Source organism: Solicola gregarius (assembly GCF_025790165.1).
Taxonomy (GTDB): Bacteria; Actinomycetota; Actinomycetes; order Propionibacteriales; family Nocardioidaceae; genus Solicola; species Solicola gregarius.
In genome coordinates this window covers 1,673,064-1,699,031 of sequence record NZ_CP094970.1, presented here as the reverse complement: position 1 = coordinate 1,699,031, position 25,968 = coordinate 1,673,064, and the positions used below count along the sequence as shown (strand labels likewise).

General features: G+C 69.5%; 24 protein-coding genes, 1 pseudogene and 1 riboswitch. Of the genes and pseudogenes, 16 read left to right on the top strand and 9 right to left on the bottom strand.

What is annotated here, in order from left to right:
- Positions 1 to 4 precede the first annotated feature (4 nt).
- On the bottom strand, positions 5 to 361 hold the full coding sequence (locus L0C25_RS08415) for a YciI family protein (RefSeq protein WP_271636023.1): 357 nt from the start codon (positions 359 to 361) through the stop codon (positions 5 to 7).
- Positions 362 to 539: 178 nt separating this feature from the next.
- On the opposite strand from L0C25_RS08415, the gene hutH reads away from it, so the two are divergent.
- Together hutH and hutU are read left to right on the top strand one after the other, a co-directional pair.
- Positions 540 to 2,081 (top strand): histidine ammonia-lyase, encoded by a 1,542-nt coding sequence (gene hutH / locus L0C25_RS08410; protein ID WP_271636022.1) that lies wholly within the window; start codon positions 540 to 542, stop codon positions 2,079 to 2,081.
- The gene (gene hutU, locus L0C25_RS08405) at positions 2,078 to 3,745 is read left to right on the top strand and encodes a urocanate hydratase (protein ID WP_271636021.1); all 1,668 of its coding nucleotides are present in this window, start codon (positions 2,078 to 2,080) and stop codon (positions 3,743 to 3,745) included. Before hutH ends, hutU begins: the two co-directional genes overlap by 4 nt.
- Before the next feature lie 155 nt (positions 3,746 to 3,900).
- On the opposite strand, the gene L0C25_RS08400 is transcribed toward hutU, so the two are convergent.
- Entirely contained in the window at positions 3,901 to 4,104 is a 204-nt protein-coding gene (locus L0C25_RS08400) for a cold-shock protein (RefSeq protein ID WP_271636020.1), read from the bottom strand.
- Between the two features lie 276 nt (positions 4,105 to 4,380).
- Here L0C25_RS08400 and L0C25_RS08395 point away from each other — a divergent pair, with 276 nt between their 5' ends.
- Positions 4,381 to 4,941 (top strand): DUF4916 domain-containing protein, encoded by a 561-nt coding sequence (locus tag L0C25_RS08395; RefSeq protein WP_271636019.1) that lies wholly within the window; start codon positions 4,381 to 4,383, stop codon positions 4,939 to 4,941.
- Positions 4,942 to 5,436: 495 nt separating this feature from the next.
- Here the strand turns inward: L0C25_RS08395 and L0C25_RS08390 are convergent, their stop codons facing one another.
- Positions 5,437 to 6,069, bottom strand: a complete 633-nt coding sequence (locus L0C25_RS08390; RefSeq protein WP_271636018.1) for a nitroreductase family protein — start codon at positions 6,067 to 6,069, stop codon at positions 5,437 to 5,439.
- An 88-nt stretch (positions 6,070 to 6,157) separates the two neighbouring features.
- Here L0C25_RS08390 and L0C25_RS08385 point away from each other — a divergent pair, with 88 nt between their 5' ends.
- From L0C25_RS08385 to hutI, 3 genes are read left to right on the top strand one after another with little or no spacing between them, the layout of a single operon-like run.
- A complete protein-coding gene (locus tag L0C25_RS08385; RefSeq protein ID WP_271636017.1) occupies positions 6,158 to 7,363 on the top strand; it encodes an allantoate amidohydrolase in 1,206 nt (401 codons plus the stop codon).
- A gap of 16 nt (positions 7,364 to 7,379) precedes the next feature.
- Positions 7,380 to 8,564, top strand: coding sequence for a formimidoylglutamate deiminase (locus L0C25_RS08380; RefSeq protein ID WP_271636016.1), 1,185 nt, complete (start codon positions 7,380 to 7,382; stop codon positions 8,562 to 8,564).
- The gene (hutI, locus tag L0C25_RS08375; RefSeq protein ID WP_271636015.1) at positions 8,561 to 9,727 is read left to right on the top strand and encodes an imidazolonepropionase; all 1,167 of its coding nucleotides are present in this window, start codon (positions 8,561 to 8,563) and stop codon (positions 9,725 to 9,727) included. Before L0C25_RS08380 ends, hutI begins: the two co-directional genes overlap by 4 nt.
- A 10-nt stretch (positions 9,728 to 9,737) precedes the next feature.
- On the opposite strand, the gene L0C25_RS08370 is transcribed toward hutI, so the two are convergent.
- Both L0C25_RS08370 and L0C25_RS08365 read right to left on the bottom strand, forming a co-directional pair.
- The gene (locus tag L0C25_RS08370) at positions 9,738 to 10,994 is read right to left on the bottom strand and encodes a hypothetical protein (RefSeq protein ID WP_271636014.1); all 1,257 of its coding nucleotides are present in this window, start codon (positions 10,992 to 10,994) and stop codon (positions 9,738 to 9,740) included.
- 2 nt (positions 10,995 to 10,996) lie between these two features.
- Positions 10,997 to 12,265 (bottom strand): hypothetical protein, encoded by a 1,269-nt coding sequence (locus L0C25_RS08365; protein WP_271636013.1) that lies wholly within the window; start codon positions 12,263 to 12,265, stop codon positions 10,997 to 10,999.
- Between the two features lie 135 nt (positions 12,266 to 12,400).
- Here L0C25_RS08365 and L0C25_RS08360 point away from each other — a divergent pair, with 135 nt between their 5' ends.
- The 6 genes from L0C25_RS08360 (at position 12,401) to L0C25_RS08335 (ending at position 17,502) form a co-directional block, all read left to right on the top strand.
- Positions 12,401 to 12,787 carry an ankyrin repeat domain-containing protein gene (locus L0C25_RS08360; protein WP_271636012.1) on the top strand — a complete coding sequence of 129 codons (387 nt, stop codon included), beginning with the start codon at positions 12,401 to 12,403 and terminating at the stop codon, positions 12,785 to 12,787.
- Between the two features lie 35 nt (positions 12,788 to 12,822).
- Positions 12,823 to 12,930, top strand: a riboswitch (TPP riboswitch).
- Positions 12,922 to 13,545: an ECF transporter S component gene (locus L0C25_RS08355; protein WP_271636011.1), complete on the top strand. Its 624-nt coding sequence runs from the start codon at positions 12,922 to 12,924 to the stop codon at positions 13,543 to 13,545. It overlaps the preceding riboswitch by 9 nt.
- 10 nt (positions 13,546 to 13,555) lie before the next feature.
- Positions 13,556 to 15,010, top strand: coding sequence for an ABC transporter ATP-binding protein (locus L0C25_RS08350; RefSeq protein WP_271636010.1), 1,455 nt, complete (start codon positions 13,556 to 13,558; stop codon positions 15,008 to 15,010).
- On the top strand, positions 15,007 to 15,705 hold the full coding sequence (locus L0C25_RS08345) for an energy-coupling factor transporter transmembrane component T (protein WP_271636009.1): 699 nt from the start codon (positions 15,007 to 15,009) through the stop codon (positions 15,703 to 15,705). Before L0C25_RS08350 ends, L0C25_RS08345 begins: the two co-directional genes overlap by 4 nt.
- The gene (locus L0C25_RS08340; RefSeq protein ID WP_271636008.1) at positions 15,702 to 15,872 is read left to right on the top strand and encodes a hypothetical protein; all 171 of its coding nucleotides are present in this window, start codon (positions 15,702 to 15,704) and stop codon (positions 15,870 to 15,872) included. Before L0C25_RS08345 ends, L0C25_RS08340 begins: the two co-directional genes overlap by 4 nt.
- Before the next feature lie 55 nt (positions 15,873 to 15,927).
- Positions 15,928 to 17,502 carry an FMN-binding glutamate synthase family protein gene (locus L0C25_RS08335; protein WP_271636007.1) on the top strand — a complete coding sequence of 525 codons (1,575 nt, stop codon included), beginning with the start codon at positions 15,928 to 15,930 and terminating at the stop codon, positions 17,500 to 17,502.
- Between the two features lie 8 nt (positions 17,503 to 17,510).
- Here the strand turns inward: L0C25_RS08335 and L0C25_RS08330 are convergent, their stop codons facing one another.
- The 3 genes from L0C25_RS08330 to L0C25_RS08320 all read right to left on the bottom strand — a co-directional run bounded on the left by L0C25_RS08330 (position 17,511) and on the right by L0C25_RS08320 (position 20,204).
- Positions 17,511 to 19,061 (bottom strand): multicopper oxidase family protein, encoded by a 1,551-nt coding sequence (locus L0C25_RS08330; RefSeq protein ID WP_271636006.1) that lies wholly within the window; start codon positions 19,059 to 19,061, stop codon positions 17,511 to 17,513.
- Positions 19,058 to 19,600 (bottom strand): hypothetical protein, encoded by a 543-nt coding sequence (locus L0C25_RS08325; protein ID WP_271636005.1) that lies wholly within the window; start codon positions 19,598 to 19,600, stop codon positions 19,058 to 19,060. The genes L0C25_RS08330 and L0C25_RS08325 overlap by 4 nt, the downstream gene beginning before the upstream one ends.
- Positions 19,601 to 19,736: 136 nt before the next feature.
- Positions 19,737 to 20,204, bottom strand: coding sequence for a MerR family transcriptional regulator (locus L0C25_RS08320; RefSeq protein ID WP_271636004.1), 468 nt, complete (start codon positions 20,202 to 20,204; stop codon positions 19,737 to 19,739).
- A 24-nt stretch (positions 20,205 to 20,228) separates the two neighbouring features.
- On the opposite strand from L0C25_RS08320, the gene L0C25_RS08315 reads away from it, so the two are divergent.
- The gene (locus L0C25_RS08315) at positions 20,229 to 21,668 is read left to right on the top strand and encodes an MFS transporter (protein ID WP_271636003.1); all 1,440 of its coding nucleotides are present in this window, start codon (positions 20,229 to 20,231) and stop codon (positions 21,666 to 21,668) included.
- Between the two features lie 24 nt (positions 21,669 to 21,692).
- On the opposite strand, the gene L0C25_RS08310 is transcribed toward L0C25_RS08315, so the two are convergent.
- Entirely contained in the window at positions 21,693 to 22,586 is an 894-nt protein-coding gene (locus L0C25_RS08310) for an RNA polymerase sigma-70 factor (protein ID WP_271636002.1), read from the bottom strand.
- A gap of 166 nt (positions 22,587 to 22,752) precedes the next feature.
- Between L0C25_RS08310 and L0C25_RS08305 the strand changes: the two genes are divergently transcribed.
- The 3 genes and pseudogenes from L0C25_RS08305 to grpE all read left to right on the top strand — a co-directional run bounded on the left by L0C25_RS08305 (position 22,753) and on the right by grpE (position 25,896).
- A complete protein-coding gene (locus tag L0C25_RS08305) occupies positions 22,753 to 23,238 on the top strand; it encodes a carboxymuconolactone decarboxylase family protein (RefSeq protein WP_271636001.1) in 486 nt (161 codons plus the stop codon).
- Between the two features lie 240 nt (positions 23,239 to 23,478).
- Positions 23,479 to 25,345: pseudogene (dnaK, locus tag L0C25_RS08300) on the top strand (molecular chaperone DnaK).
- Positions 25,342 to 25,896, top strand: coding sequence for a nucleotide exchange factor GrpE (grpE, locus tag L0C25_RS08295; protein WP_271636000.1), 555 nt, complete (start codon positions 25,342 to 25,344; stop codon positions 25,894 to 25,896). Before dnaK ends, grpE begins: the two are co-directional and overlap by 4 nt.
- Positions 25,897 to 25,968 lie beyond the last annotated feature (72 nt).

Below are 25,968 nucleotides of genomic sequence, written 5' to 3'. Positions count from 1 at the left end.
CCGGTCAGCCCTCCTTGATCTCGCGGACCTCTGCGGTGCACGGATCGTGCTGGGACTGGATCTCGATGAACCGTCGCGCCCACTCGACGGCCTCGGCTCGGGTCTTGGTCTGCACGATGGTATAGCCGCCGACGACCTCCTTGCTCTCGGCGAAGGGGCCGTCGATATGGGTCACCTTGCCGCCGGCGCCGGAGATGCGGGTGCTCTCGGAGGTGAGGGTCAGCTCGGCCATGTCGAGCATGACGCCGGCCTTGCTGATCTCCTCGAACAGTTCTCCCATCTGCTTCTGCAGTTCCGGGCTCGGGTCTCCGGTGGGCAGGTTCTGCTCGTCGTGGTGAACGATCGTGAGGAAGCGGGGCATGATGACTCCTTCGGTCACGGCGGCCGGGCGGTTCCCAGCCTCTCACCCATGCGTCGAACGGTTCCGGGCCGAATCGACATCCGTGGCGAACTCTTCCCGACCGGTACGTCTCGGATGCGAGATCGCTACTGCTGGCAATGACTGGCATGACGGTGCCGGGCGCGGTGCAATGGAGACCATGAGCGAACCCATCCGAGTCGGCACCGGTCCGCTGCCTCGAGCCGACGTCGTCGCAGTCGCGCGCGATGGTGCGACGGTCGAGCTGGACGACGCTGCCGTCGCCGCGATCGAGTCGACCCGCGGCGTGATCGACAAGTTGGCCGCGTCGGCGACGCCCGCGTACGGGGTGTCGACCGGGTTCGGCGCGCTGGCGACCCGCCACATCGAGCCCGCCAAACGGACCGCGCTGCAGAAGAGCCTGATCCGCTCGCACGCGGCCGGTTCGGGCCCGCCAGTCGAGCAGGAGGTCGTACGCGCGCTGATGCTGCTGCGGCTGTCGACGCTTGCGACCGGACACACCGGCGTACGCCTCGAAACCGTGCGAGCGCTCGTCGCGCTGCTCAACGCGGGACTGACGCCGGTCGTACGCGAGTACGGCAGCCTCGGCTGCTCCGGCGACCTTGCCCCGCTCTCGCACTGCGCGCTCGCTCTGATGGGTGAGGGCGAGGTGACCGACGCGACCGGGGATGTACGCGCCGCCGCCGAGGCGATGTACGACCACGGCATCGAGCCGGTCGTACTCGCCGAGAAGGAGGGTCTCGCGCTCATCAACGGCACCGACGGCATGCTCGGCATGCTGACACTCGCGCTCGCAGACCTCGACCTGCTCCTGCGTACCGCCGACGTCGCCGCCGCGATGAGCATCGAGGGCCTGCTCGGCACCGATCGGGTGCTCGCCGCCGATCTGCAGGCACTGCGCCCCCACCCCGGGCAGGCCGTCGCCGCCACCAACATGCGTGCCGTGCTCTCGGGTTCTCCGATCGTCGCCAGCCACCGTGGACCCGAGGACCCACGTGTGCAGGACGCGTACTCGCTGCGCTGCGCCCCGCAGGTACACGGTGCCGCGCGCGACACTGCCGACCATGCCGCGATGGTTGCCGAGCGCGAGCTCGCCTCGGCGATCGACAACCCGGTCGTCCTCGACGACGGGCGAGTCGAGTCGAACGGCAACTTCCACGGCGCGCCGGTCGCGTACGTGCTCGACTTCCTGGCGATTCCGGTCGCCGACGTCGCGAGCATGGCGGAACGGCGTACCGACCGCTTCCTCGACCAGGCACGAAGCCACGGACTTCCGCCGTTCCTGGCCGACGACCCCGGAGTCGACTCCGGTCACATGATCGCGCAGTACACCCAGGCCGCGATGGTCTCCGAGCTCAAGCGGCTCGCGGTACCGGCAAGCGTCGACTCCATCCCGAGCAGCGCCATGCAGGAGGACCACGTGTCGATGGGCTGGTCGGCCGCGCGCAAGCTCCGCAAGGCCGTCGACCTGCTCGGCCAGGTGCTGGCGATCGAGATCGTCACGGCCGCCCGGGGCATCGAGCTGCGCGCGCCACTAGAACCGGCGGCCGCCACGAAGGCCGTCATCGACGTACTGCGCGAGCGCGTCGAAGGGCCCGGCCCCGATCGGTTCCTCGCGCCCGACATCGAAGCGATCACCGAACTCGTACGCAGCGGCGCGGTCGTCGCCGCGGCTCAATCAGCAACGGGAGTCCTGTCATGACCGATGCACCGACCGTACGCGCACCGCGCGGCACGACGTTGACCGCGCGTACGTGGCAGACCGAAGCGCCGATGCGGATGCTGATGAACAACCTCGACCCCGAGGTCGCCGAGCATCCCGAGGAGCTGGTCGTCTACGGCGGCTCCGGGAAGGCAGCGCGCGACTGGCCGTCGTACCACGCGATCGTACGCACGCTGCAGGGGATGAAACCCGACGAGACCTTGCTCGTGCAGTCGGGACGGCCCGTCGGCGTCATGCAGACCCACGAGTGGGCGCCGCGGGTCCTGATCGCGAACTCCAACCTGGTGGGCGACTGGGCGACGTGGCCGGAGTTCCGCCGGCTCGAGGCCGCCGGGCTGATGATGTACGGCCAGATGACCGCCGGGTCGTGGATCTACATCGGCACGCAGGGCATCCTGCAGGGCACGTACGAGACATTCGGTGCTGTGGCGGCGAAGCGCGGCGGCACGCTCGCGGGCACGATCACGCTGACCGCCGGGCTCGGCGGCATGGGCGGCGCGCAGCCCCTTGCCGTCACCATGAACGACGGCGTGTGCATCTGCGTCGAGGTCGACCAGTCGCGCATCGACCGGCGCATCGAGCACCGCTACCTCGACGAGCAGGCCGACTCCCTCGACGATGCGGTACGCCGGGCCGAGGACGCCAAGCGGGCGCGGAGGCCGCTGTCGATCGGTGTGTTGGGCAACGCGGCGGAGATGTTCCCCGAGCTGCTGGCCCGTGGCGTCGAGATCGACATCGTGACCGATCAGACGAGCGCGCACGACCCGCTCGCGTACCTGCCGAGCGACGTGGACTTCGAGGACTGGGTGGCGGAGCGGGAGAAGTCGCCGATGGACTTCACCGAGCGGGCGCGCGAGTCGATGGCGCGCCACTGCCAGGCGATGGTCGGGTTCCAGGACGCCGGTGCGGAGGTGTTCGACTACGGCAACTCGCTGCGCGCGGAGGCCAAGGAGGGCGGCTTCGAGCGCGCCTTCGAATATCCCGGGTTCGTGCCCGCGTACGTGCGGCCGCTGTTCTGCGAGGGCAAGGGGCCGTTCCGCTGGGCCGCGCTGTCGGGCAACCCCGCCGATATCGCCGCGACCGACAAGGCGGTCCTCGAGCTGTTCCCGGAGAACGAGCACCTCGCGCGCTGGATCGGGAAGGCGCAGGAGCGCGTGCGGTTCCAGGGGCTGCCGGCACGGATCTGCTGGCTCGGGTACGGCGAGCGGGAGCTGGCCGGTGAACGATTCAACGAGCTCGTCGCACGCGGAGTCGTCGAGGCGCCGATCGCGATCGGGCGCGACCACCTCGACTGTGGTTCGGTCGCCTCGCCGTACCGCGAGACCGAGGGGATGCTCGACGGGTCTGACGCGATCGCCGACTGGCCGCTGCTGAACGCGATGGTCAACGTCGCCTCCGGCGCGTCATGGGTGTCGATCCACCACGGCGGTGGCGTCGGCATCGGACGGTCGATCCACGCCGGACAGGTCGTGGTCGTCGACGGCACGGAGATCGCGGGTCAGAAGGCCCTGCGGGTGCTCAGCAACGACCCGGGCATGGGCGTCGTCCGGCACGTCGACGCCGGCTACGACCGCGCCGACGACGTCGCCGCGGAGCGGGGCGTACGCATCCCGATGCGGGAGGGCTCGGCTACGTTCGGCTAGCTCGCGCCGTGCGTACCTTGCACGGCAAGCGTCCACTGTGCATGGTGAATTCGCCGTGCACAGTGCATGCTTACCACGTAAGCATGGTAAACATGCCGCCTGAAACGCGACGACGCCCCGACCGGAAACCGGTCGGGGCGTCGAAGCGAAACGAATCAGAGCGGGCGTACGTTCTCCGCCTGCAGGCCCTTCTGGCCCTGCGTGACATCGAACTCGACCTTCTGGTTCTCATCGAGGGTGCGGTACCCGTCGGCGACGATGGCGGTGTAGTGGACGAATACGTCCGCACCACCGTCAGCCTGCGAGATGAAGCCGAAGCCCTTCTCGCCGTTGAACCACTTGACTGTGCCTTGTGCCATTATCTTTCCTTCTCACAAACGAATACGAACCAGCACTGATGCTGACCCGCTGGCTGACCAGCCGCACCTCATGACGCGTCCCGCAAAGGCCACAGGCCATCGACCTGGACGGCACATCAAACGAACGCCCGCAGACGAAAGCCGCGGGCGCTCTGGAGAAACGTACGACGAACTGCTCATCACAACCAGGCCCAACCTAACATGCGTGGGGCCACCTGCGTGACCACGCGTCGCGCGGGTCGGCGAGCGTTGGTTCGATACTGGACAATCGAGCCCATGAGTTCCGTGCGTACGCCCGATCCGAACAACCCGTCCGAGCCGGCCGGCGGCTGGCTCACCGAGGGTGAGTTGGCCGAGACCCGGGCCCGCGTGCCCATCCTGTACGTCGAAGCCGTGCCGGTCCGCGTCGATGCCGACGGAGCCGTCCGCGAGGTCGGTACGCTGCTGCGCGCGTCGATGAGCGGCGAGATGACACGCACGCTCGTGTCGGGCCGCGTGCTCCACGGCGAGACCGTACGCGACGCACTGCGCCGCCACCTGGAGAAGGATCTCGGGCCAACCGCTCTGCCGCAGGTGCCCGTGAGCGTCGTGCCGTTCGCCGTCGCCGAGTACTTCCCGTGGCCCGGCGAGTCCACCTTCTCCGACGAGCGTCAGCACGCCGTCGCACTCGCGTACGTCGTGCCCGTCAGCGGCGACTGCACACCGCGCCAGGACGCGCTCGCGCTCGACTGGATGCCTCCACGCGACATCGCGAAGGAGGAGGTCCTCTCCGAGATGGAGGGTGGCCGCGGTGCACTCCTCCGCCAGGCGCTCGCTTCCGTGGGCTTGCTCGGCTGACTCGCCGTCGCCTTCGGCTCCTTTGGGCGTCAGTTGGGTTCGGCTCGCGGGGCCCGGCTCACTGCGTTCGCTTTAGGTTTCGCCGTGCCCCGCGAGCCGAACCCACCTGACGTGAACGGCGCTACGCCGACGCATGACGGCCGCACATTCGTACGGGCGCGCCCGGCGGACGCGTGCGCCGGGCGGCGCAGGTTGCTACTGCCTGGTGCTGTTGCTGGTCACGGCTCTGTTCGATGCTGGGGGGTCGGCGTGCCCGATCCTCAGCGAGTCTGACGATCGCTCAGCCGAACGCGTACGGGCGCGCCTGGCGGACGTGTGCGCCGGGCGGCGCGGGTTGCTACTGCCGGGTGGTGTTGCTGGTCACGGTTCTGTTCGATGCTGGGGTGTCGGGCACGGACCCCGGCTCACTGCGTTCGCTTGACGTTTCGCCGGGGATCCGTGGCCTACACCCCACCTCCACCCCGGATCGTTTGCTGAGCCGCGCGCCTGGTGCTGTCACGGTTCTGTTGGCTCGGGCGGGGTGGTGGGCTGGAAGCGGGCGTGGTGGACGACCTCGTCGAGCGGCCGCCGTGCGCGCCGGGTCGGTGAGCCGGAGGCGCCGCCCTCGGCGGGGTGCCCGACGGCGATCGCGCCGATCGGGCGGTACGCCGGGGGGACCTCGAACGCGGTCCGGAAGGCGTCGATCCGGTCCGGTGGGATCCCGAAGAGGCAGGCGCCGAGCCCCTCGTCGACGGCCGTCTGCAGGATCAGCAACGCCGCCATGCCGGTGTCGATGTCCCAGTACGGGGCTGGCCAGCGTGCCTCGTCGCGGTCGGTCCAGCCCTTGTCGGGTTGGGCGTACCGATCGAGGTAGGCGTCCTTGTTCGCGAGCGGGACGATGATCACGGGTGCGCGGCGCATCCCGGCGAGCCACGAGCTGTCCGCGTCCGGGTCGGGTGACGTGGCCTCCCAGAAGCGCGCGACGTCGTCCCGATCGTCGAGTACCAGGAATGCCCACCCCTGGCTGAAGCCCGCGTTCGGTGCGCGTACCGCGTTGTGCAGCATCCGGTCGACCGTCGCGGGCTCGACCGGGCCGTCCTGAAAGTTGCGAATCATCCGCCGACGGGCGACAACGTCCTGGAAGTCCATGCGGTGATTGTGCTCCGTCTCGCATCCGAGATGCTGCCGCCGGTCTCTCCCGGTGGCATTGCGCGCCTCGTACGCGAGGATGGGAGCCATGAGCCTCGAGCAGATGTGGTCGCAGCTGCGCGGCATCGGCCGCGACCCGCAGACCGGCGGCTACCACCGGTACGCCTGGAACGACGCCGACATGGAGCTGCGCGAGTGGTTCGCTGCGCAGGCGGCGGACCGAGGTCTCGACCTCGCGGAGGACGGCAACGGCAACCAGTTCGCCTGGTGGGGCGACCCGGCGGCGGGGAACGCCGTGTTGCTCGGGTCGCATCTCGACTCCGTGCCGGACGGCGGTGCGTACGACGGACCGCTCGGCGTCGTCTCGTCCTTCGCCGCGGTCGACGAGCTGCGCGCGCAGGGCGTCGAACCGGCCCGCCCGATCGTGGTCGCGAACTTCGCCGACGAGGAGGGCGCGAGGTTCGGCATCGCCTGCGCGGGGTCTCGGCTGCTCACGGGTACGCTCGCGCCCGATCATGCCCGCGGCCTGCGCGATCGCGACGGCCAGACGCTCGACGAGGCGCTGCGCTCACGCGGCCGCGACCCCGAACGCCTCGGCGCGGACCATGAGCTGCTCGGCCGCATGGGCACGTTCGTCGAGCTGCATGTCGAGCAGGGCCGCTCGCTGGTCGACTCGGATGACGCGGTCGGCGTCGCGTCTGCGATCTGGCCGCACGGCCGCTACCGCTTCGACTTCGCGGGCGAGGCCAACCACGCGGGTGCGACCCGGATGGAGGACCGGCGCGATCCGATGCTGACGTACGCGATGACGGTGCTCGCGGCGAACAAACAGGCGCGCCTGACCGGTGCACGCGCGACGTTCGGCCGCGTCGAGGTGCACCCGAACGGCACCAACGCCATCGCGTCGAAGGTCACGGGATGGCTCGACGCCCGCGCCGCCGACGGCGAGACCCTCGACGGGCTGGTCGAACGGGTGACGGCCCAGGCGACCGACCGCGCCCACCGGGACGACACAACCGTCGCGATGACGCCCGAGTCGACGAGCGCCGTTGTCGCGTTCGACCGCGCATTGCGCGACCGCCTGGCCCGCCTGCTCGGCGACGCCCCCGTGCTCCCGACCGGTGCCGGACACGACGCGGGTGTGCTGTCGACGTACGGCATTCCGACCGCGATGCTCTTCGTACGCAACCCGACCGGCGTCTCGCACTCACCCGCAGAGCATGCCGAGTGGGACGACTGCGTCGCGGGCGTACGCGCGCTCACGAGCGTTGTCGCCGACCTGGTACGTCCATGAGCGCGCGGGTCGAGCGATGAGCTACGAGATCGGCGGTTTCGCAAACTGCCACAGCCACGTGTTCCACCGTGCGCTGCGCGGTCGTACGCATGGCGGCGGGGGCACGTTCTGGACCTGGCGCGAGCAGATGTACGCGCTCGCGGGCGCCCTCGACCCCGATCTGCTGTACGACCTCGCCCGCGCCACGTACGCCGAGATGGCGCTCGCGGGCATCACCTCGGTCGGCGAGTTCCACTACCTGCACCACGCCGCCGACGGCGGCACGTACGACGACCCGAACGCCATGGGCGAGGCGGTTGTCGAGGCAGCAAAGGCGGCGGGCATCCGGGTCGCGCTGCTCGACACGTGCTACCTGTCGGGTGGGTTCGGCCGCGAGGTCGACGGCGTGCAACGCCGTTACACCGATGGCGATGTGGACGCCTGGGCGGAGCGCGTCGATGCGCTGCACGCGACGTACGCGGACGATCCCGACGTGGTGGTCGGGGCGGCGGTGCACTCGGTACGCGCCGTGCCCGCCGAACAGATCTCCGGCGTCGTCGCGTGGGCGACGACGCACGGTGCGCCACTGCACGTCCACCTCTCGGAGCAGCCCGCGGAGAACGACGAATGCCGAGCCGTGCATGGCATGACGCCGACGGCACTGCTTTCGGAGCGCGGCGTGTGGGAGACCGACGCCACCGCCGTACACGCGACCCATCTGAGCGCTGCGGACATCTCCGCACTCGGCGCGAGCCGTACGTACGCGTGCTTCTGCCCGACGACCGAGCGCGACCTCGCCGACGGCGTCGGGCCTGCCGATGCACTCCGCGACGCCGGTGCCACACTCACACTCGGCTCGGACAGCAACGCCGTCGTCGACATGTTCGAGGAGATGCGCGCCGTCGAGCTCGACGAACGCCTCGTGTCCGGGCGGCGAGGCACCTGGCAGGCGGGTGCGCTGCTCGCCGCGGCGACCTCCGATGGACACCGCTCGCTCGGGTTCGCTGCGACCGACGACCGGGTACGTGTCGCGTACGACTCGGTACGCCTCGCCGGCAGCGATCCGGGTCCCGGTTCATTGGTGTTCGCGGCGGCGCCGGCCGACGTACGCGAGGTCGTTGTCGGGAACGAGCCGATCGTGCAGGAAGGACGACACGTCCGGATCGACGACGTCGCTCGCGACCTCGATCGGGCGATCAGGGCATGTTGGGAGCGTGTATGAGCAGCGTGTTGGTGACCGGTGCGGCGGAGATCGTCACGAACGACCCGGCGTACGGAGACGGCATCGGCGTCGTGCCCAGCGCCGCGATGCTTGTCGACGACGGCAATGTCGCCTGGGTCGGTCCGCAGCGCAGCGCGCCGGCCGCGGACGAGAGTGTCGACATCGCCGGCCGGTCGCTCGTACCCGGATTCGTCGACTCCCACAGCCACCTGGTGTTCGCCGGCGACCGCTCCGAGGAGTTCGCGGCAAGGATGACCGGGCAGCCATACTCGGCCGGCGGCATTCGCACGACCGTTTCCGCCACCCGCGGCGCGACCGACGAGATGCTCATCGCGCAGGTTGCCCGGCTCACCTCGGAGATGGCCCGACAAGGTACGACGACCGTCGAGATAAAGAGCGGTTACGGCCTGAACGTCGCCGATGAGAGACGAGCGCTCGCGATCGCGCGGCGCTTCAGTGACGAGACGACGTTCCTCGGCGCGCACATCGTCGCACCCGAGTACGCCGACGATCCGGGCGCGTACGTCGACGTCGTCACCGGCCCGATGCTCGACGCGTGCGCGGAGCATGCCAGGTGGATCGATGTGTTCTGCGAGCGCGGAGCCTTCGACGCCGACCAGTCGCGAGCGGTGCTCGATGCGGGCAAGGCGGCCGGACTCGCGCCCCGCATCCACGCCAACCAGCTCGGACACGGTCCGGGCGTGCAGGTCGCCTGCGAGGTCGGAGCGGCATCCGCCGACCACTGCACGTACCTCACCGACGCCGATGTCGACGGGTTGGCGCAGACCGGTGTCGTCGCGACCTTGCTGCCCGGTGTCGAGTTCTCGACGCGCTCGCCGTACCCCGATGCCCGCCGGCTGCTCGGTGCCGGAGCGACGGTCGCCCTCGCCTCGGACTGCAACCCCGGCAGCTGTTACACGTCATCGATGGCACTGTGCATCGCGTTGGCGGTGCGCGAGATGTCCATGTCGCCGGCAGAGGCACTCTGGTCGGCGACCGCCGGGGGCGCGGCCGCCTTACGTCGCGACGATGTGGGCACGCTGCGCCCCGGTGCGCGCGCCGATTTCGTCGTGCTCGACGCACCGTCGTACATCCATCTGGCCTATCGGCCCGGCGTACCTCTCGTGCACAGCACCTGGCGGCGCGGCCGCAGACTGCAATGAGCCGCGCAGGTCATCCCGTCGCGATGGGTTTGCCGTCCTGCAGTGCGTAGATGCGCTGCTGCAGATCGATCGCGACGCGTACCACGGCGGTGAGCTCCTTGACCGCTGCGTCGAGTGGATCGGCGGCGTCGGCCCAGCGGGAGGGCTTCGTCTCGGTTGGCGGCGGTAGCCGGTCGAGTACGTCGTCGACCGCGACCGCCTTCTTGCGCAGGCGACGAGCACGCTTGTCGACGACCGCGTGCAGATGCGGAATGGCGAATGCCGCCGCCTCGAGGTACTCGTCGTTCGTCGGCATCCGCAGCTCGTCGGGACCCTCGTCGGGCGGGTGCGCGGCGACGACGGGCAGGTCGCCGAGATCGCCGACGAGATCGACCCCGGTAGATGCGATCGCGTCTCGACTCTGCTGGTTCGCGTGGGCAGCGAACTCACGAAGCGCCCGGCTCGTCCGTGCCCGCGGCTCCTCCGACACTCGCATTGCCAGGATCCGGTTGGCCAGCTCGGTCTTGACCGTCGACCGCTCGGAGACGGTGATGTCGCCGAGCTCGAGGTTGACCAGACGTACCAGCCCGGCCGATGCCTGACCGATCGACTCGTTGTTGGTCGGTGGCGGCTTCGCACATGCGGCCGGGTCGACACCGAGGACCGACGCGAACCGCTCCCACAGCAACGTACGCGGCGCGCTGCTCGGTGGGACGGTGACCACGTGCACGTGGTCGGCGGGTACGAACTGCAACCAGCGCTCGAGGATCGACTCGACATCCTGTGCCCGGCGGAACACCTTGTAGCCGTCGGACTCGGACTCCGGACCGGCCATCACCTGCTCGGCGAAATCGCGCCATGCCTCGGTATGACCGTTGCGCACCGACGTCTGCCACTGCGCCGGAATCACCCTCGTCGCGTCGCGAACGGTCAGCACGATGTGCGTGTCGACGCCCTCGAGCGACGACATGATCCGCTCGATCCCTGGTCGTCGCGCGAAGCTGAGGAACTCCATCGAAACGACGGACGCATTGCCGTCATAGTTGCGCATGCGGTCGACGAGACGCTGCCAGCTGCCCTCGGCGCGCCGGCGTACGCGAGGGTCGCCCGTCATGTGCAGCACCTCGCGGGTCGCGAGCACCTGCTCGCCCCAGCCGCCGTCGACCGGGAAGAGGTATCCGGCGTCGGCCAGCGAGTCGGCATTGGCCTCCATCAGGTTCTGGAGGTACTTCGTGCCGGTCTTCATCGCGCCGATGTGCAGGAAGACTCCGGGTGCGTCGCCGGCCATGTTCACGCCTCCACCGCGCGCTTCACGCCGGCCGCGCGCAGCCGGATGCCGAGGTCGATCGCCGCGCGGCACATCGCCGTGAGGTCGGTGACTGCCGCTTCGGCAGGGTCCGCGGCAGACGTCCACCGCTTCGTCACCGCCTCGGCGTCGCGCGCCTCGGGCAGATCGGCCAGCACCTTTCGTACCGACACCTTCTGATGCGCCCGGCGAAGCTGCTTCGCGCGTTGCGCGACTACCCGCCGCATTCGCGGCATGGCGTACGCGGCCGCGTCGATGACGTCGGCATCGGACGGTGAGTCGAGTGCGGTGTCGTCGAGCGACGGTGCCGGGGCTTCGACCGGTAGGTCGTCGAGATCGCCGATCACGCGTACGCCGCTCTCCTCGATCGCCGCACGTGCGCGCGCATTCGCAGCGGCGGCGAACTCCAGGAACGCGTTGTTGACCGGCGCCTTGCCCTCGGTCGACACCCGGTCGGAGAGGATCTTGATCGCGAGCGCGTGCCGCATCGTGCCGCGGTAGTCGGAGATCGCGATGTCACTGAGCCGTTCGTTGATGCGCCGGATGAGCTCGGCCGACGCGGCGCCGATCGACTCGTTGTTGCGCGGTGCCGACCGCTTCGCGACGGCGGGATCGAGATCGACCGCGGCCGCGAAGCGCTCCCACAGGAGGTGCCGCGGAGCGCCGGGCCGTGGCAGGGTGACGACGGTGAACTGCTCGGGCGGGATGTGCGGAAGCCACGCGCTGAGCATCCGCGGGATGTCTTGGGTACGCCGGAAGGTGCGCGCGCCCGCGGCCGAGTAGTCGGGTGGGTTCGCGATGACCTGCCCGGCGAACTCGTGCCACGGCGTCGTGCGCTGGCTCTGCATCGCCTGCTGCCACTGCGCGGGGATGGCCGTCGCCGCGTCGCGTACGGTCAGGATGCCGTGCACGGGTGCGTCCCCGAACGACCCCACGATCCGGCCGGCCGGCCGGCGGCGGGCGAAGCTGAGGAACTCCATCGAGAAGATCGCAGCCCGGCCGTCGTACGACAACATCTCCTGCACGACCCGGTCCCACTCGCCGCGCGCTCGGCGCAGCGTGACGTCGTCTGCGGTCATGTTCATCACGTCGCGCGCGGCTAGGGTCTGCGAGTAACGGCCCTTCGTCACCGGGAAGAGGCAACCGGCGGCAGCGAGCTCGTCGGCGTTGGCCGTCATCAGCTCCTGCAGGTGCGTCGTACCCGTCTTCATGGCACCGATGTGCAGGTGTATGACGGGGCGTTCGCGCGGCATTCGACTCCTCCGGGATCACGGCGGACGCGACGCACGGAATCTACCAGCCGCGGTGTTCGCCGCGGGCCGCCGTCTCGCGGTGAGCAATCTGTATCGTCGGGGTCACACGCCTGTGCGGACGGCGAGGAGACCACGATGGACCCGAGCGGCGACGAGGTCGACGCCGACGTCGTGGAGTTCGCCCACCAGCTGTTCGACCTCGCCCGAGACGGTGAGACCGAGCGGCTGGGCGCGTACGTCGAGGCAGGCGTCCCCGTCGAGCTCACGGACGCGGACGGCAACACGCTGCTGATGCTCGCCGCTTACCACGGCCATGCCGCCACGGTGCAGGACCTCGTCAAACGCGGTGCGGATGTGAATCGGCTCAACGACCGCGGGCAGAGCCCGCTCGCGGGCGCGGTGTTCAAGGGCGAGGATCTCGTCGTCTCGGTGCTGATCGGTGCCGGCGCGGACCCGGACGCGGGCCAGCCGTCGGCCCGCGCGACGGCGCGGATGTTCGGCAAGCCAGGGCTGTTCGACTGAGAGATCTCGTGGGAACCGTCGCTGTTACAGTGGCGGCACACAGACAGGGGAGCGCCGCGTAGGGCGCTGAGAGTGCGGAGCAGCCGCAGACCCTTGAACCTGCACCGGTTAGCACCGGCGAAGGGAGTCAGACAATGAGTTCTGCAACTACGTCCCGCGCGATCGGATACGGCTCTCGGTTCGCGTACCGCACCGTCGACATCGTCACGGTCGCCATGCTCGGCGTCGCGGTCGGCGTCGCGTTCTGGGGCTGGGACCAGCTGCACGCCGTGATCGGCGCGGCGACCAACGCCTTCCCTCCAAGTGGTGGGCTGCTCGCCGGCCCGTGGCTCCTCGGCGGCGTGATCGGCGGCCTGGTCGTACGCAAGCCCGGCGCCGCGATGGCCTGCGAGCTGATCGCCGCCAACGTCGAGTACCTCCTCGGCAACCAGTGGGGCGGCAGCGTGATGGTGTCCGGCTTGCTGCAAGGGCTTGGCGTCGAGATCGTGCTCGCGATCTTCCTCTACAAGCGCTTCGGGTTCGTCGTCGCTGGACTGGCCGGTGCGCTCGCGGGCGCGATCGAGTCGGTGTACGAGTGGTACTCCTACTTCCCCGACTGGGAGTTCGGCTACCGGCTGGCGTACCTCGCGATGTTCGCGTTCTCGGGTGCCGTCGTGGCCGGCGTCGGTGGCTGGGCGCTGGTACGTGCACTCGCCGCGACCGGTGCGCTCGACGCGTTCGCGGCGGGGCGCGAGCACCACGAGCGCAACGCGTCGTAAGCGTCGACGGGTGAGTCGTACGTACGCGCCGGAGCGCGTGACGCCCGTTGGGGCGACGCTGGCCGCCTTCGGCTGGCGCCCGATCTCGCGGCGGCAGCGAGTCATCGACGGCCTCGACCTACGCATCGAGCCGGGAGAGCGACTGTTGCTCGCCGGCCCGAGCGGGGCGGGCAAGTCGACCGTGCTGCGCGCGCTGGCGGGGGTACTCGGCACGACGACCGCGGGGGAGCTGTCGGGGCGAGTCGACGTCGACGGTCGGGTGGGGCTGCTGTTGCAGAATCCGCTCGACTCGACCGTCGCCGATCGCCTTGGCCGCGATGTCGCGTTCGGCATGGAGAACGCCGGCGTCCCGCGGTCCGAGATGTGGCCGAGGATCGAGGCCGCCGTCGAAGCCGTACGTCTGCCGTACCCGCTCGACCGTCCGACCCGCGCGCTCTCGGGAGGGGAGACGCAGCGCCTCACCCTGGCCGGTGTCCTTGCGCTGCGTCCCGGGATGCTGTTGCTCGACGAGCCGACCTCGATGCTCGACGACCGCAGTGCCGCGGCGGTACGTACCGCAGTCGTCGACGCGGTCGCCCGCACGGGCGCGACGCTCGTCGTGGTCGAGCATCGCATCGCACCCTGGCTCGACGAGGTCGACCGGGTCGTGGTGCTCGACGAGCACGGTGGTCGGATCTTCGACGGCACTCCCGACACCTTCGTACGCGAGCAGACCGAGCCGATGGCGTCGGCCGGGGTCTGGATGCCGGACTTGCCCGCGCCGCTCCCGCAGGCGGTGCCGACCGCGCTGACCGAGCCGCTCGAGGCGCCGGCACGCATCGCCGCCGAGGGCCTCCATGTCGACCTGCGCACGCGCACGATCCGCGGCGCAGTGACAGCGCAGGCGCTGCGCGGAATCGACATCGAGCTCGGTCCGGGGCGCCTGACCGCCGTGACCGGGCCGTCCGGATCGGGGAAGTCGACGCTGGTCGCGGCATGCGCCGGCCTGATCGCGCCGACACGCGGCCGGGTCGACGCCGGCGAGGAGGCGCCGCCGCACAAGTGGCGCTCGGCGTACCTCGCTCGTCGGATCGGATGGGTCCCGCAGTCGCCCGAACACGGCTTCCTCACGACGCGCGTACGCGACGAAGTCACCCGCACGGCATACCACCTGGGCATCCCCGTCGACGGCGACGTGCTGCTCGAGCTGTTCGGCCTGACGGCGCTCGCGGACGCCAACCCGTACCAGCTGTCCGGCGGCGAGCAGCGCCGGCTCGCGCTCGTCGCCGCGCTCGCGCACCGCCCGGGAGCGATGCTGCTGGACGAGCCGACCGTCGGCCAGGACCGCAACACCTGGGCGGCGGTCGCGGGCTGGGTCGTGTCCGCGCGCCGGTCCGGTGCGACCGCCGCAGTCGCGACGCACGATGCCGACCTGATCGCCCTTGCCTCCGACGAGGTTTCGCTGAGCGGCGGCCTCGTCGGATGAGGGTCGGCCCGAGCTCCAACCCACTGGTCCTGATCGGGATCGGACTACTGGCCCTGCCGGCGTCGTACGCGGTGCAGTCGCTCCCGATCGCCGCGTGCGCCCTCGGTGCGTACGCGATCGCCGGTCTGCTGCTGGTGCCGCGTTGGCGCGGGATCCGGCTCCGGATCGCTGTCGTTGTCTTCGCCGGACTGTCGGTCGTGTACTCGACCTGGTTGCTCGGAGGGCACGATGTCGAGCAAGCGGTCGTCGCGGGCTTGCGGATCCTCGTCCTTGCGCTGCCGGGGGCGGTGCTCGCCGCGTACGTCGACCCCGCGCGCTTCGCCGACCAGCTCGGTCAGCGGTTGAGACTGCCGGCGCGCCCCGTCGTTGCGCTGTCCGCGGCGCTGCAGAGATTCGAGCGTCTCGGCGAGACATGGTCGCAGCTCGACCGGGCCCGGCGAGCACGCGGGTTCGGGCCGACGCGCGGACCGGTCTCGAGGGCGCGCCACGCCGCCGGGCTGACGTTCGGCCTGCTCGTGTCGGCGATGCGTGACGCGACGAGCCTGTCGGTCGCGATGGAGTCCCGGGGCTTCGGTTCGGCCACAACTCGTACGTGGGCGGAGCCGGCGCCGTGGCACAGGTCCGACACGGCCCTGCTCGTCATGGGCATCGCGCTCGCCGCCGTACCCATCGCGCTGTACGTCGCGGGCTGGTGATCCTCGACCTCGCCCTCGGACTCGCCACTGCACCGGCCGGGCGTACGTACGCCGCGCTACGCCGAGGGCGGCTCACCTGGCCGGAACCGTCCGAGCTGGCCCGCCGAGACGATCTGGCACGCGCGCTGTGGGACGACAGCGCCAGGCTGGTGCGCGTATCCGACTGATCGGCACGGCCCGGTGACGGATCGGCCGAGTGCCGTTGGTGGTACAACCGATTACGTGATCCGCCTCGTCGTGTTCGTCGTACTCATCGCGCTCGCCGTGCTCTCGGGAGTCGCGGGACTCGGCGCTCCCGGGTGGTGGGTGGCGTTCGCGATCGTCGTTGCCGCGCTGGCGATTGCCGGGTGGGACGTCCTGCAGAGCCGGCACTCGCTGCTGCGCAACTACCCGTTGGTCGGCCACCTGCGGTACACGTTGGAGTCGATCCGCCCGGAGCTGCAGCAGTATTTCATCGAGCGCAACTTCGACGGGCGTCCGTTCAACCGCGACGTCCGGTCGATCATCTACGAGCGGGCGAAGGGCATCCACGGCGAGAAGGCGTACGGCACCGAGCTGGATGTCAACGAGCTCGGGTACGAGTACCTCGTGCACTCGACGGCACCGGTCGACCCGGCGCCCGAGCCGCATCGCGTACGGGTCGGTGGCCCCGACTGTGCGCATCCGTATGACATGTCGCTGCTGAACGTATCGGCGATGAGCTTCGGCGCGCTCTCGGCGAACGCGTTGCGAGCACTCAACAAGGGTGCCGCGCTCGGCGGCTTCGCACACGACACCGGGGAGGGCGGGCTGACGCCCTACCACCTGGAGCACGGCGGCGATCTCATCTGGGAGATCGGCAGCGGCTACTTCGGCGCGCGTACGAAGGACGGCGGCTTCGACGCCGCGGTGTTCGCCGACAAGGTCGCTCACCCAGCCGTCAAATGCGTGTCGCTGAAGCTCAGCCAGGGCGCCAAACCCGGCCTCGGTGGCGTGCTGCCGGCAGCGAAGGTCACCGCAGAGATCGCGGCGGCGCGTACCGTGCCGGTCGGCGAGAAGTGTGTAAGCCCTGCGTCGCACAGCGAGTTCGGTACGCCGCGTGAGCTCGTGCATTTCATCGCGCGCCTGCGCGAGCTCGCGAACGGAAAGCCCGTCGGGTTCAAGCTCTGTGTCGGCAGCAGGGCCGACGTACTCGCGATCTGCAAGGCCATGCGCGACGAGCAGATCACTCCCGACTTCATCGTCGTCGACGGCGCGGAGGGCGGTACGGGTGCGGCGCCACTGGAGTACGAGAACTACGTGGGCACACCGCTCACCGAGGGTCTGATGTCGGTGCACAACGCCTTGGTGGGCACGGATCTGAGGGACCGCGTTCGCATCGGTGCCTCGGGCAAGGTTGCGACCGGCGCCGACCTCGTGAAGCGACTCGTCCAGGGCGCTGACTACACCAACGCGGCGCGGGCGATGATGATGTCCGTCGGCTGCATCCAGTCGCAGCGGTGCCACACGAACCACTGCCCGGTCGGCGTCGCGACCCAGGACCCTCGGCGTGCGCGGGCGCTCGACGTCGAGGACAAGGGCGAGCGGGCGTACCGATACCACGAGGCGACGGTGCGCGAGGCGACCCAGATCATCGCCTCGATGGGCGTACCGGGCCCCGACGAGCTGCGCCCGCACATGCTGCGCCGGATCGTCGGGCATCTCGACACGCGTTCGTACGCGCAGATGTACGAGTGGCTGCAACCGGGCGAGCTGCTCTCCGACGTACCCCGGTCGTGGCAGCCGGACTGGAACGCTGCCGACCCCGACCGGTTCTGACCCGCGCGCTACTCCATGGTCTCGAAGTTGGACATCATCATCATGTCCTCATGCTCGAGGTTGTGGCAGTGCATGACGTACATGCCCGCGTAGTCCGCGAACCGGATCGCGACCTCGACCACCTCGCCGGGCCTGATGTCGACGGTGTCCTTCCAACCCTCGTCGTACGTGCCGGGGCCAGGTCGTCCGCCGCGGCGGACGACCTGGAACGGGTCGAGGTGCACGTGCACCGGGTGGTGCACGTCGGTGACGAAGCGCCACAGCTCGATCTCGCCGAGTGTCGGTCGGGTGTCGACGCGCTCGGGGTCGTACGGCTTCCCGTTGATGAGCCACATGTCGTCGTGCCCGGTGCTCGACGTGGCTCTGGCGAACTCGAACTCTCGGGTCACGGTTGCGGCGTCGGCGTCGAGCTCCTCGACTTCGCTGAGCGTGTCGGGGATGCGGCTGTCGTCGCTCGCCTTGCGTACAACGCGGAAGCGCATGACGTTCTCTGTGGAACCGTCGCCGAGTCCGTTGCGCATCGTGACGGTGTCACCGACGTCGTACTTGCCGAAGTCGACCACGACGTCGAAGCGTTCGGCCGGCGCGATCAGGATGTCGCCGAGCCCGTGTGGCTCCGCGAGCAGCCCGCCGTCGGAGCCGACCTGCGTGAACGGGTCGCCGTCGGACGGCCCCGGGTCGAGCTGCAGCCGGTAGCGGCGCGCGTTCGATGCGTTCAGGATTCGGAACCGGTACCGCGCGGCATCGACCTCCAGCTCGGGCCACGGTGCGCCGTTGACCAGCACGACGTCGCCGAGTACGCCGGCCATGTAGTCGTCCTCGACGCCAGGCTCCTCGAGCATCGTCGGATCGAGCGCGGGGTAGACGAACGCACCGTCGCCGTCGAATGCGCGGTCGGTGATCATCAGGGGTACGTCGCGCTCGTCCTTCGGCAGTGGGAGGGCGTCCTCCTCGTCGTCGTGGATCAGGTGGAACCCGGCCAGCCCGTGGTAGACGGTCGGTCCCGTGAAGTCCATCCGGTGGTCGTGGTACCAGAGCGTCGCGGCGCGCTGCTTCATCGGGTACTCGTAGTCGAAGTGGCCATGCTTGATGCGGCCGCTCGCTGCGTGGCCGTGCGGCAACTCGTGGCTTCCCGCGGGCATCACGAAGTCGGTCGGGAACCCGTCGCTGACGGACGGCGTGTGCCCGCCGTGCAGGTGTACGACGACGGGTATGTCGAGCGCGTTCGTGTGCCGTACGACGGTCGGCGTGCCGGACCGGGACACGATGGTCGGGCCGGGGAACTCGCCGTCGTACCCGAGGATCGGTGTCTTCTTGCCGGGCAGGATCTCGATCTCCGCGGTGCGCTGGGTGATCGCGTAGTGGTCGGCGCCGTTGCGTCGTTCGGCGTCCGCGACCCTGGGAATGGGCAGTGGCACATTGAACGGCTTCGGCAGCTCGGCGGTGCTGCTGACCTCAGCGCCCGTCTGGTACTCCTTCGTGAGGGCGCACCCGGGCAGTGCGGTGGCGACGACGAGCCCACTGGACAGCCCGATGAACCGGCGGCGGCTGAGCCTCATGGCGTCGGTGCCTTCGGCGGTTTGGCCTTCCAGCGCAATGACCAGACGAACATCATGATCGTCACGACGATGATCGCCACGCCGAGCGGGATGTGCAGGCCGAGCGTGCGCGCGTACCCCATGCCGATCTGGAGACCCTCGACGAAGAAGAGCACGACCGCGGCGAGCAACGGCCACCACGGGCCCCCGCCGGGGAAGAGGAACAACAGGCTCGCGACGCCCTGCAGCATCGTCACGGCGACAAGCGAGCTTCCGATCGCCCCGTGGACCTCCATCGCGTCGAGGCTGCCGGAGAGGTACATCCCGGCGAGGATCGACTGCCCGAACGCGAGTGCCGCGTGGACGCCGAGGACGACGACGAGGATCCAACGGAACGCCGCCTGGCCGCGCGGCTTCGGACCCTTACGGGGTGGCGGCGGCCGGTACGGCTGTGGACCGTAGTTCGGTGCCGCCATCTCGCCGGGAACGGCTGTGCCCGGCGGGTACGCCGGTCCGCTCGGGTCCCTCGACGGCCGATCGTGCTGGGGCGTCTCACTCACGCCTCGGAGCGTACATGTAGGTACGCTACATATCTACCGACTTGCTGCGCGTGCTAGCCAAACGAAATCCCTGCTTCCGTTGCGGCGATCGCGCGTCGTGCCAACGACTGTTGGCCCGTCAGCCAATCTTGGCGCTCTATGGCCGTTTCGATCGGCTATCCCCGGACGCGTCAGTCGGTGCCCAGAGCCGGTCGGCGTCGCCGGCGGCGAGCCGGCCACGGTAGACGTCGATCTTGTGGTCGATGAGCTCGAGGTTCTCCTTTACCTCGGCGAGCTTCGCGAGCACATCTGCGCGGTGAGCCTCGAGGAGAGCGAGACGGTCCTGCTCGTTCCCGCGCCCGGCGGATACGAGCTCGGCGTACTCGCGGATGGTCCTGATCGGCATGCCGGTGGCGCGCAACCGCGTGCAGACGTTGATCCAGTCGAGGTCGAGTTGGCGATAGCGCCGACGGCCGCCGCTCGTACGGCCGACTGTGGTGACGACCAGACCGGCGCGTTCGTAGTACCGCAGCGTGTGCACGCCGACCCCGGTGCGGGCCGCGGCCTCGGCGATGCTGAGCCCGGCGTCGGGTACGGCGGAACGTTCCTTGTTGACTTCGAGCACGCTCTAGATTCTAGCGTCGAAACCATGACTTCGACGATGAGGAGCGACGCATCCGGAGAGCTCGACCGGCGGCGCCGACTGCTGGTGCTCGCGATCTGTTGCGTGAGCATCGTCGTGGTGGTGATGGACATCTCGGTCGTCAACGTCGCGCTGCCGGCGATCCGGCGCGACCTGCATGCCTCGGTGTCCGGGCTGCAATGGGTCGTCGACGCGTACACCCTCGTGCTGGCGAGCTTCCTGGTGTTGGGCGGATCCACCGGTGACCGGGTCGGCCGCAGGCGTACGTTCCAGATCGGGCTCGCGGTCTTCGGGCTCGGCTCGATGCTCTGCGGCCTGGCGCCGAGCATCGGGTGGTTGATCGCCGCGCGTGCGCTGCAGGCCGTCGGCGGCACGATGCTGAACCCGGTGGCGATCGCCATCATCGCGTCGACGTTCCATGATGCGGCGGAGCGCGCGCGGGCGATCGGCGTGTTCGGCTCCATGACGGGCCTGGCGCTGGTGCTCGGCCCGATCGTCGGCGGCGTCATCGTCGAGGGGCTCGGCTGGCGGTTCGTCTTCTGGGTGAATGTGCCGATCGTGGTCGCCGCGATCGTGTGCACCGCGCTGTACGTGCCGGAGTCGCGCGCCGGGCGCGCTCGGCGGTTCGACCCGGTAGGTCAGACGCTCGTCGCCCTGGTGCTCTGCGGCGTGGTGAGCGCGACCATCGAGTCGGGTCGGTTCGGTTGGACCTCTCCGGTCATCGTCGGCCTGCTCGCCGTCTCCGCACTCGGCGTCGTCGGCATCGTCGCGTACGAGCCGCGCCGCGCCGAGCCGCTGTTGGAACTGCGCCTCTTCCGCAGCGTGCCGCTGAGCTCGGCCATCCTGATGGCGATGCTCGCACTGTGTGGGTTCGGGGCGTACCTGTTCGTCACGACCCTGTACCTGCAGGAGGTACGCGACCTGTCGGCGCTCGCGGCCGGCCTGTGTCTCCTCCCGCTCGGGCTGGTCGTCGTGGTGCTCTCCCCGTTCGCCGGTCGGATCGTCGGAACGCGCGGCCCGCGGGTGCCGCTGGTGATCGCGGGCGCCGCGTTGGCCGCCGGCGGTGCAGCATCGCTTCGGGTCGGACCCGCGACACCGCTGGCGGCGGTGCTCGCGACGTCCCTGCTGTTCGGCGTCTTCCTCGCGATGGTCAACCCGCCGATCACCAACACCGCCGTCGCCGCGATGCCTCGCTCGATGGCCGGGGTCGCCGCGTCGTTGGCCTCGGTCGGCCGGCAGACCGGCACCACTTTGGGTGTCGCGATCTCCGGGACCATCGTGGGCTCGGTCGCCGCCGACGGCCGCGCGTACACGAGTGCCGAGCGGGGTGTGTGGTGGATGGTGGTCGGGCTCGGACTCGGCATCGTGGTGCTGGCGATCGTCAGTACGAGCAACCTCCGTGAGCCGCACGTCCGTGCGGAGACACGCCGGCGCGTCCCGCAATAGCGTGCGGCCCAGGGGGGCCCTACGTCAGCGGCCCACGGCGGTCTCGCGCTCTACCCGCGACAGCTTCTCCGGGTTGCGTACGACGTACAACCCGGTGACCAGTCCGTCGTCGATGCGCACGGCCAGCACGGAGTCGACCTCGCCCTCGAGCTGCATGACCAGAGCCGGGTGGCCGTTGACGTGGGCGGCCACCAGTGACCTCTCGGCGAGGTTGGGGCGGCCCGCCGTCAGCACGTCGGCAACGGCCGTGGCACCGACGACGGGAGCGAGCGCGGCCTGCGCAACTCCGCCGCCGTCGGTGAGCAGGACGACATCGGGGGCGAGCACGTCGAGCAGGGGCTGCAGCTCCCCGGTCGCCACTGCCCGCCGGAATGCCTCGAGCGCTGCGCGAGTCTTCGCTCGGGACGCCTCGCCGCGCGGCCGGCGGGCGCTGACGTGCACCCGTGCCCGATACGCGAGCTGCCGGACTGCGCCGGGCGTCCTGTCGACGGCGTCGGCGATCTCGTCGTAGCCGAACTCGAATACCTCGTGCAGCACGAACACCGCCCGCTCGATCGGGGCGAGGGTCTCCATCACCAGCAGCATCGCCATCGAAACGTGCTCGGCGAGCTCGACGTCCTCGGCCACGTCGGGTGCGGTGAGCAACGGCTCAGGCAGCCACGGGCCGACGTAGGACTCCTTTCGCCGACCGAGCGTGCGCAGGTGATCGAGCGCCCTGCGGGTGGCGATCCGGACCAAGTACGCGCGCGGATCTCGGACCGTCGCGAGGTCGACACTCGCCCACCGCAGCCAGGTCTCCTGAAGTACATCCTCGGCGTCGGCCGCCGAGCCGAGCATCTCGTACGCGACGGTGAACAGCAGGTTCCGGTGCGTGACGAACGCTTCGGTGGCAGCTGGCTGCGGTTGTTCGCTGTCCATGCCGGCTCCGCCCTTCTCTTCGACTGTCGTGCACAAGACGCCGAGGCTCGCCCCTGTGTAACACCGACCAGGCATGGCGTACGTCACCCCCGACGGATTGTTACGCCGCCCCGGTCGCCACCGTCTTGTGGTCGTTCGATGCAAACCGAGGAGTGAGGACGACCTGATGGAACCCCGTTTCGACCTGAACGACAACGAGCTCGGCGCAGAGCTCGGCAAGCAGTTCGCCAACATGAGCATGGTGATCATGCGGTCGGCGCTGCCGGCGTCGACGATGCAGCTCGTCGAGCTGCGCGCCAGCCAGCTCAACGGCTGCGGCTTCTGCGTTGACGCGCACGCCAAGGAGCTGGCGGCCGCGGGCCAACCTGCGGTGCGGATCAACCTGGTGGCCGCGTGGCGCGAGTCGACCGTGTTCACCGACGCCGAACGCGCGGCGCTTGCCTTGACGGAGGAGGGTACGCGCTTCGCCGACGCCGACACCGGCGTCTCCGACGAGACCTGGGCAGCGGTTCGCGAGCACTACGACGACGAGCAGCTGACCGCCCTGGTGTACGTCGTCGCCATGATCAATGCCGCCAACCGACTCCTCGTGACCACCCGCACGAAGGGCGGCGCGTACGAGCCGGGCACGTTCGCCGCGGTGCCGGGCTGATCCATGCGCAGGAGTTCGCGGACTTTTCGGTGCTGTACGCGTCGCGTACGACCGAAAAGTCCGCGAACTCTGCTACGTACGGGCCCCGGACCTGGGAATACTTGCGTCGTCCGCTAAGTTGATAACGACAGACTCAAGGGATCTGCCGGCGACTGCGCAGCCGCGCTCGCCTTGAGCACCCGAGACGCAAGAACACCACTCGGCGCTGATGACCAGCGCCCCAGTATGCAGGAGGAACCCATGGCCCGTGCGGTCGGAATCGACCTCGGTACGACCAACTCGGTCGTCGCCGTACTCGAAGGTGGCGAGCCCACCGTCATCGCGAACGCCGAGGGGTCGCGTACGACCCCGTCGGTCGTTGCGTTCACCAAGACCGGTGAGGTGCTCACCGGTGAGGTAGCCAAGCGGCAGGGCGTCACGAACGTCGACCGTACGATCCGGTCGGTCAAGCGCCATATGGGCACCGACTGGAACGTCAAGATCGACGACAAGGACTTCACGGCGCAGCAGATCTCCGCATTCGTGCTGCAGAAGCTGAAGCGCGACGCCGAGGCGTACCTCGGTGAGCCGGTGACCGACGCCGTGATCACCGTGCCCGCGTACTTCAACGACGCCCAGCGCCAGGCCACCAAGGAGGCCGGCGAGATCGCCGGCCTCAACGTCAGCCGGATCATCAACGAGCCGACCGCGGCAGCGCTCGCGTACGGCCTCGACAAGGGCGACGCCGAGCAGACCATCCTCGTCTTCGACCTCGGCGGCGGCACGTTCGACGTGTCCCTGCTGGAGATCGGTGAGGGTGTCGTCGAGGTCAAGGCGACCAGCGGCGACAACCACCTCGGCGGCGACGACTGGGACCAGAAGGTCGTCGACTGGGTCGTCGAGAAGTTCAAGGCGAGCACCGGCATCGACCTGACCAAGGACAAGATGGCGATGCCGCGCGTACGCGAGGCCGCCGAGCGCGCCAAGATCGAGCTGTCGAGCAGCCAGTCGACGTCGATCAACCTGCCGTACATCACCGTCGACGCCGAGAAGAACCCGCTGTTTCTCGACGAGTCGCTGACCCGCTCGGAGTTCGAGCGCATCACGAGCGACCTGCTCGAAGCGTACGAAGGCGCCGTTCCACAACGTGATCAAGGACGCCGGCATCAAGCTCGGCGACATCAAGCACGTCGTGCTCGTCGGTGGCTCGACCCGGATGCCCGCCGTCGCCGATCTCGTACGCGAGCTGACCGGTGGCCAGGAGCCCAACAAGGGCGTCAACCCCGACGAGGTCGTCGCGGTCGGCGCGAGCCTGCAGGCCGGTGTGCTCAAGGGTGAGGTCAAGGACGTCCTGCTGCTCGACGTGACGCCGTTGTCGCTCGGCATCGAGACCAAGGGCGGTGTGATGACGAAGCTGATCGAGCGCAACACGACGATTCCGACCAAGCGCTCGGAGACGTTCACGACGGCCGACGACAACCAGCCGTCCGTCGCGATCCAGGTCTACCAGGGCGAGCGCGAGATGGCGGCGCACAACCAGCAGCTCGGCACCTTCGAGCTGACCGGCCTGCCGCCCGCACCGCGCGGCGTGCCTCAGATCGAGGTCACCTTCGACATCGACGCCAACGGCATCGTGCACGTCTCCGCGAAGGACCGCGGCACGGGCAAGGAGCAGTCGATGACGATCACCGGCGGCTCGGCGCTGAGCAAGGACGACATCGACCGCATGGTCAAGGACGCCGAGCAGTACGCCGAGGAAGACCGCTTGGCGAAGGAGGCCGTCGAGGTCCGTAACCAGGCCGACACGCTCGTCCACTCGACGGAGACGTTCGTCGCCGAGAACGACGACAAGATCTCCGACGACGTGAAGACCGAGGTGAAGACCGATGTCGACGCGCTCAAGGAGGCGCTGAACGGCGACGACATCGAGGCCGTCAAGTCGGCCGTCACCAAGCTCGGTGAGTCGAGCCAGAAGATGGGCGCTGCGATGTACGCCGAGCAGGGCGCTGCGGGAGACGCCGCGGGTGCCGGTGCGGCATCGGGCGAGGCGTCCGGCGAGAGCGCCGACGAAGACGTCGTCGACGCCGAGATCGTCGACGACGACTCCGGCGAGGGTGAGCAGAAGTGACCCAGCCGGGACCCGAGCAGACGCCAGAGGAGTCGGCCGGCGCGGAGGCGCCGCCCGACCCCGGCCACGACGCGGCGCCCGCCGAGGGCGTCGAGCCGGAGGCGCCGGCACCCGAGCCGGAGCCGCCGTCGGTCGAGCAACAGCTCGCCGAGCGTACGGCCGACCTGCAGCGACTACAGGCGGAGTACGTCAACTACAAGCGGCGCGTCGACCGTGACCGCAAGGCCGATCACGAGCGCGCGGTGGCCAGGGTCATCACCCAGCTGCTTCCCGTACTCGACGACATCGACAGGGCCCGCGAGCACGACGAGCTCGATGGCGGCTTCAAGGCCGTTGCCGAGTCGATCGAGCAGGTGACCCGGTCGTTCGGGCTGGAGGCGTTCGGCGCCGAAGGCGAGCCGTTCGACCCGATGATCCACGAGGCGCTGCACCTGGAGCACTCCGAGGACGCCACCGAGCCGAGCGTCAGCAAGGTCGTGCAGCTCGGCTACCGCATCGGCGACGGGGTGCTGCGGCCTGCGCGTGTACTCGTCGTGGCGCCGCAGGAATGAGTGGCGAGGAGAGAGCGAGGAACGAGCGGGTCGACGAGCGCGACCAGGAGACAATGAGCGAGGGCTCTTCGA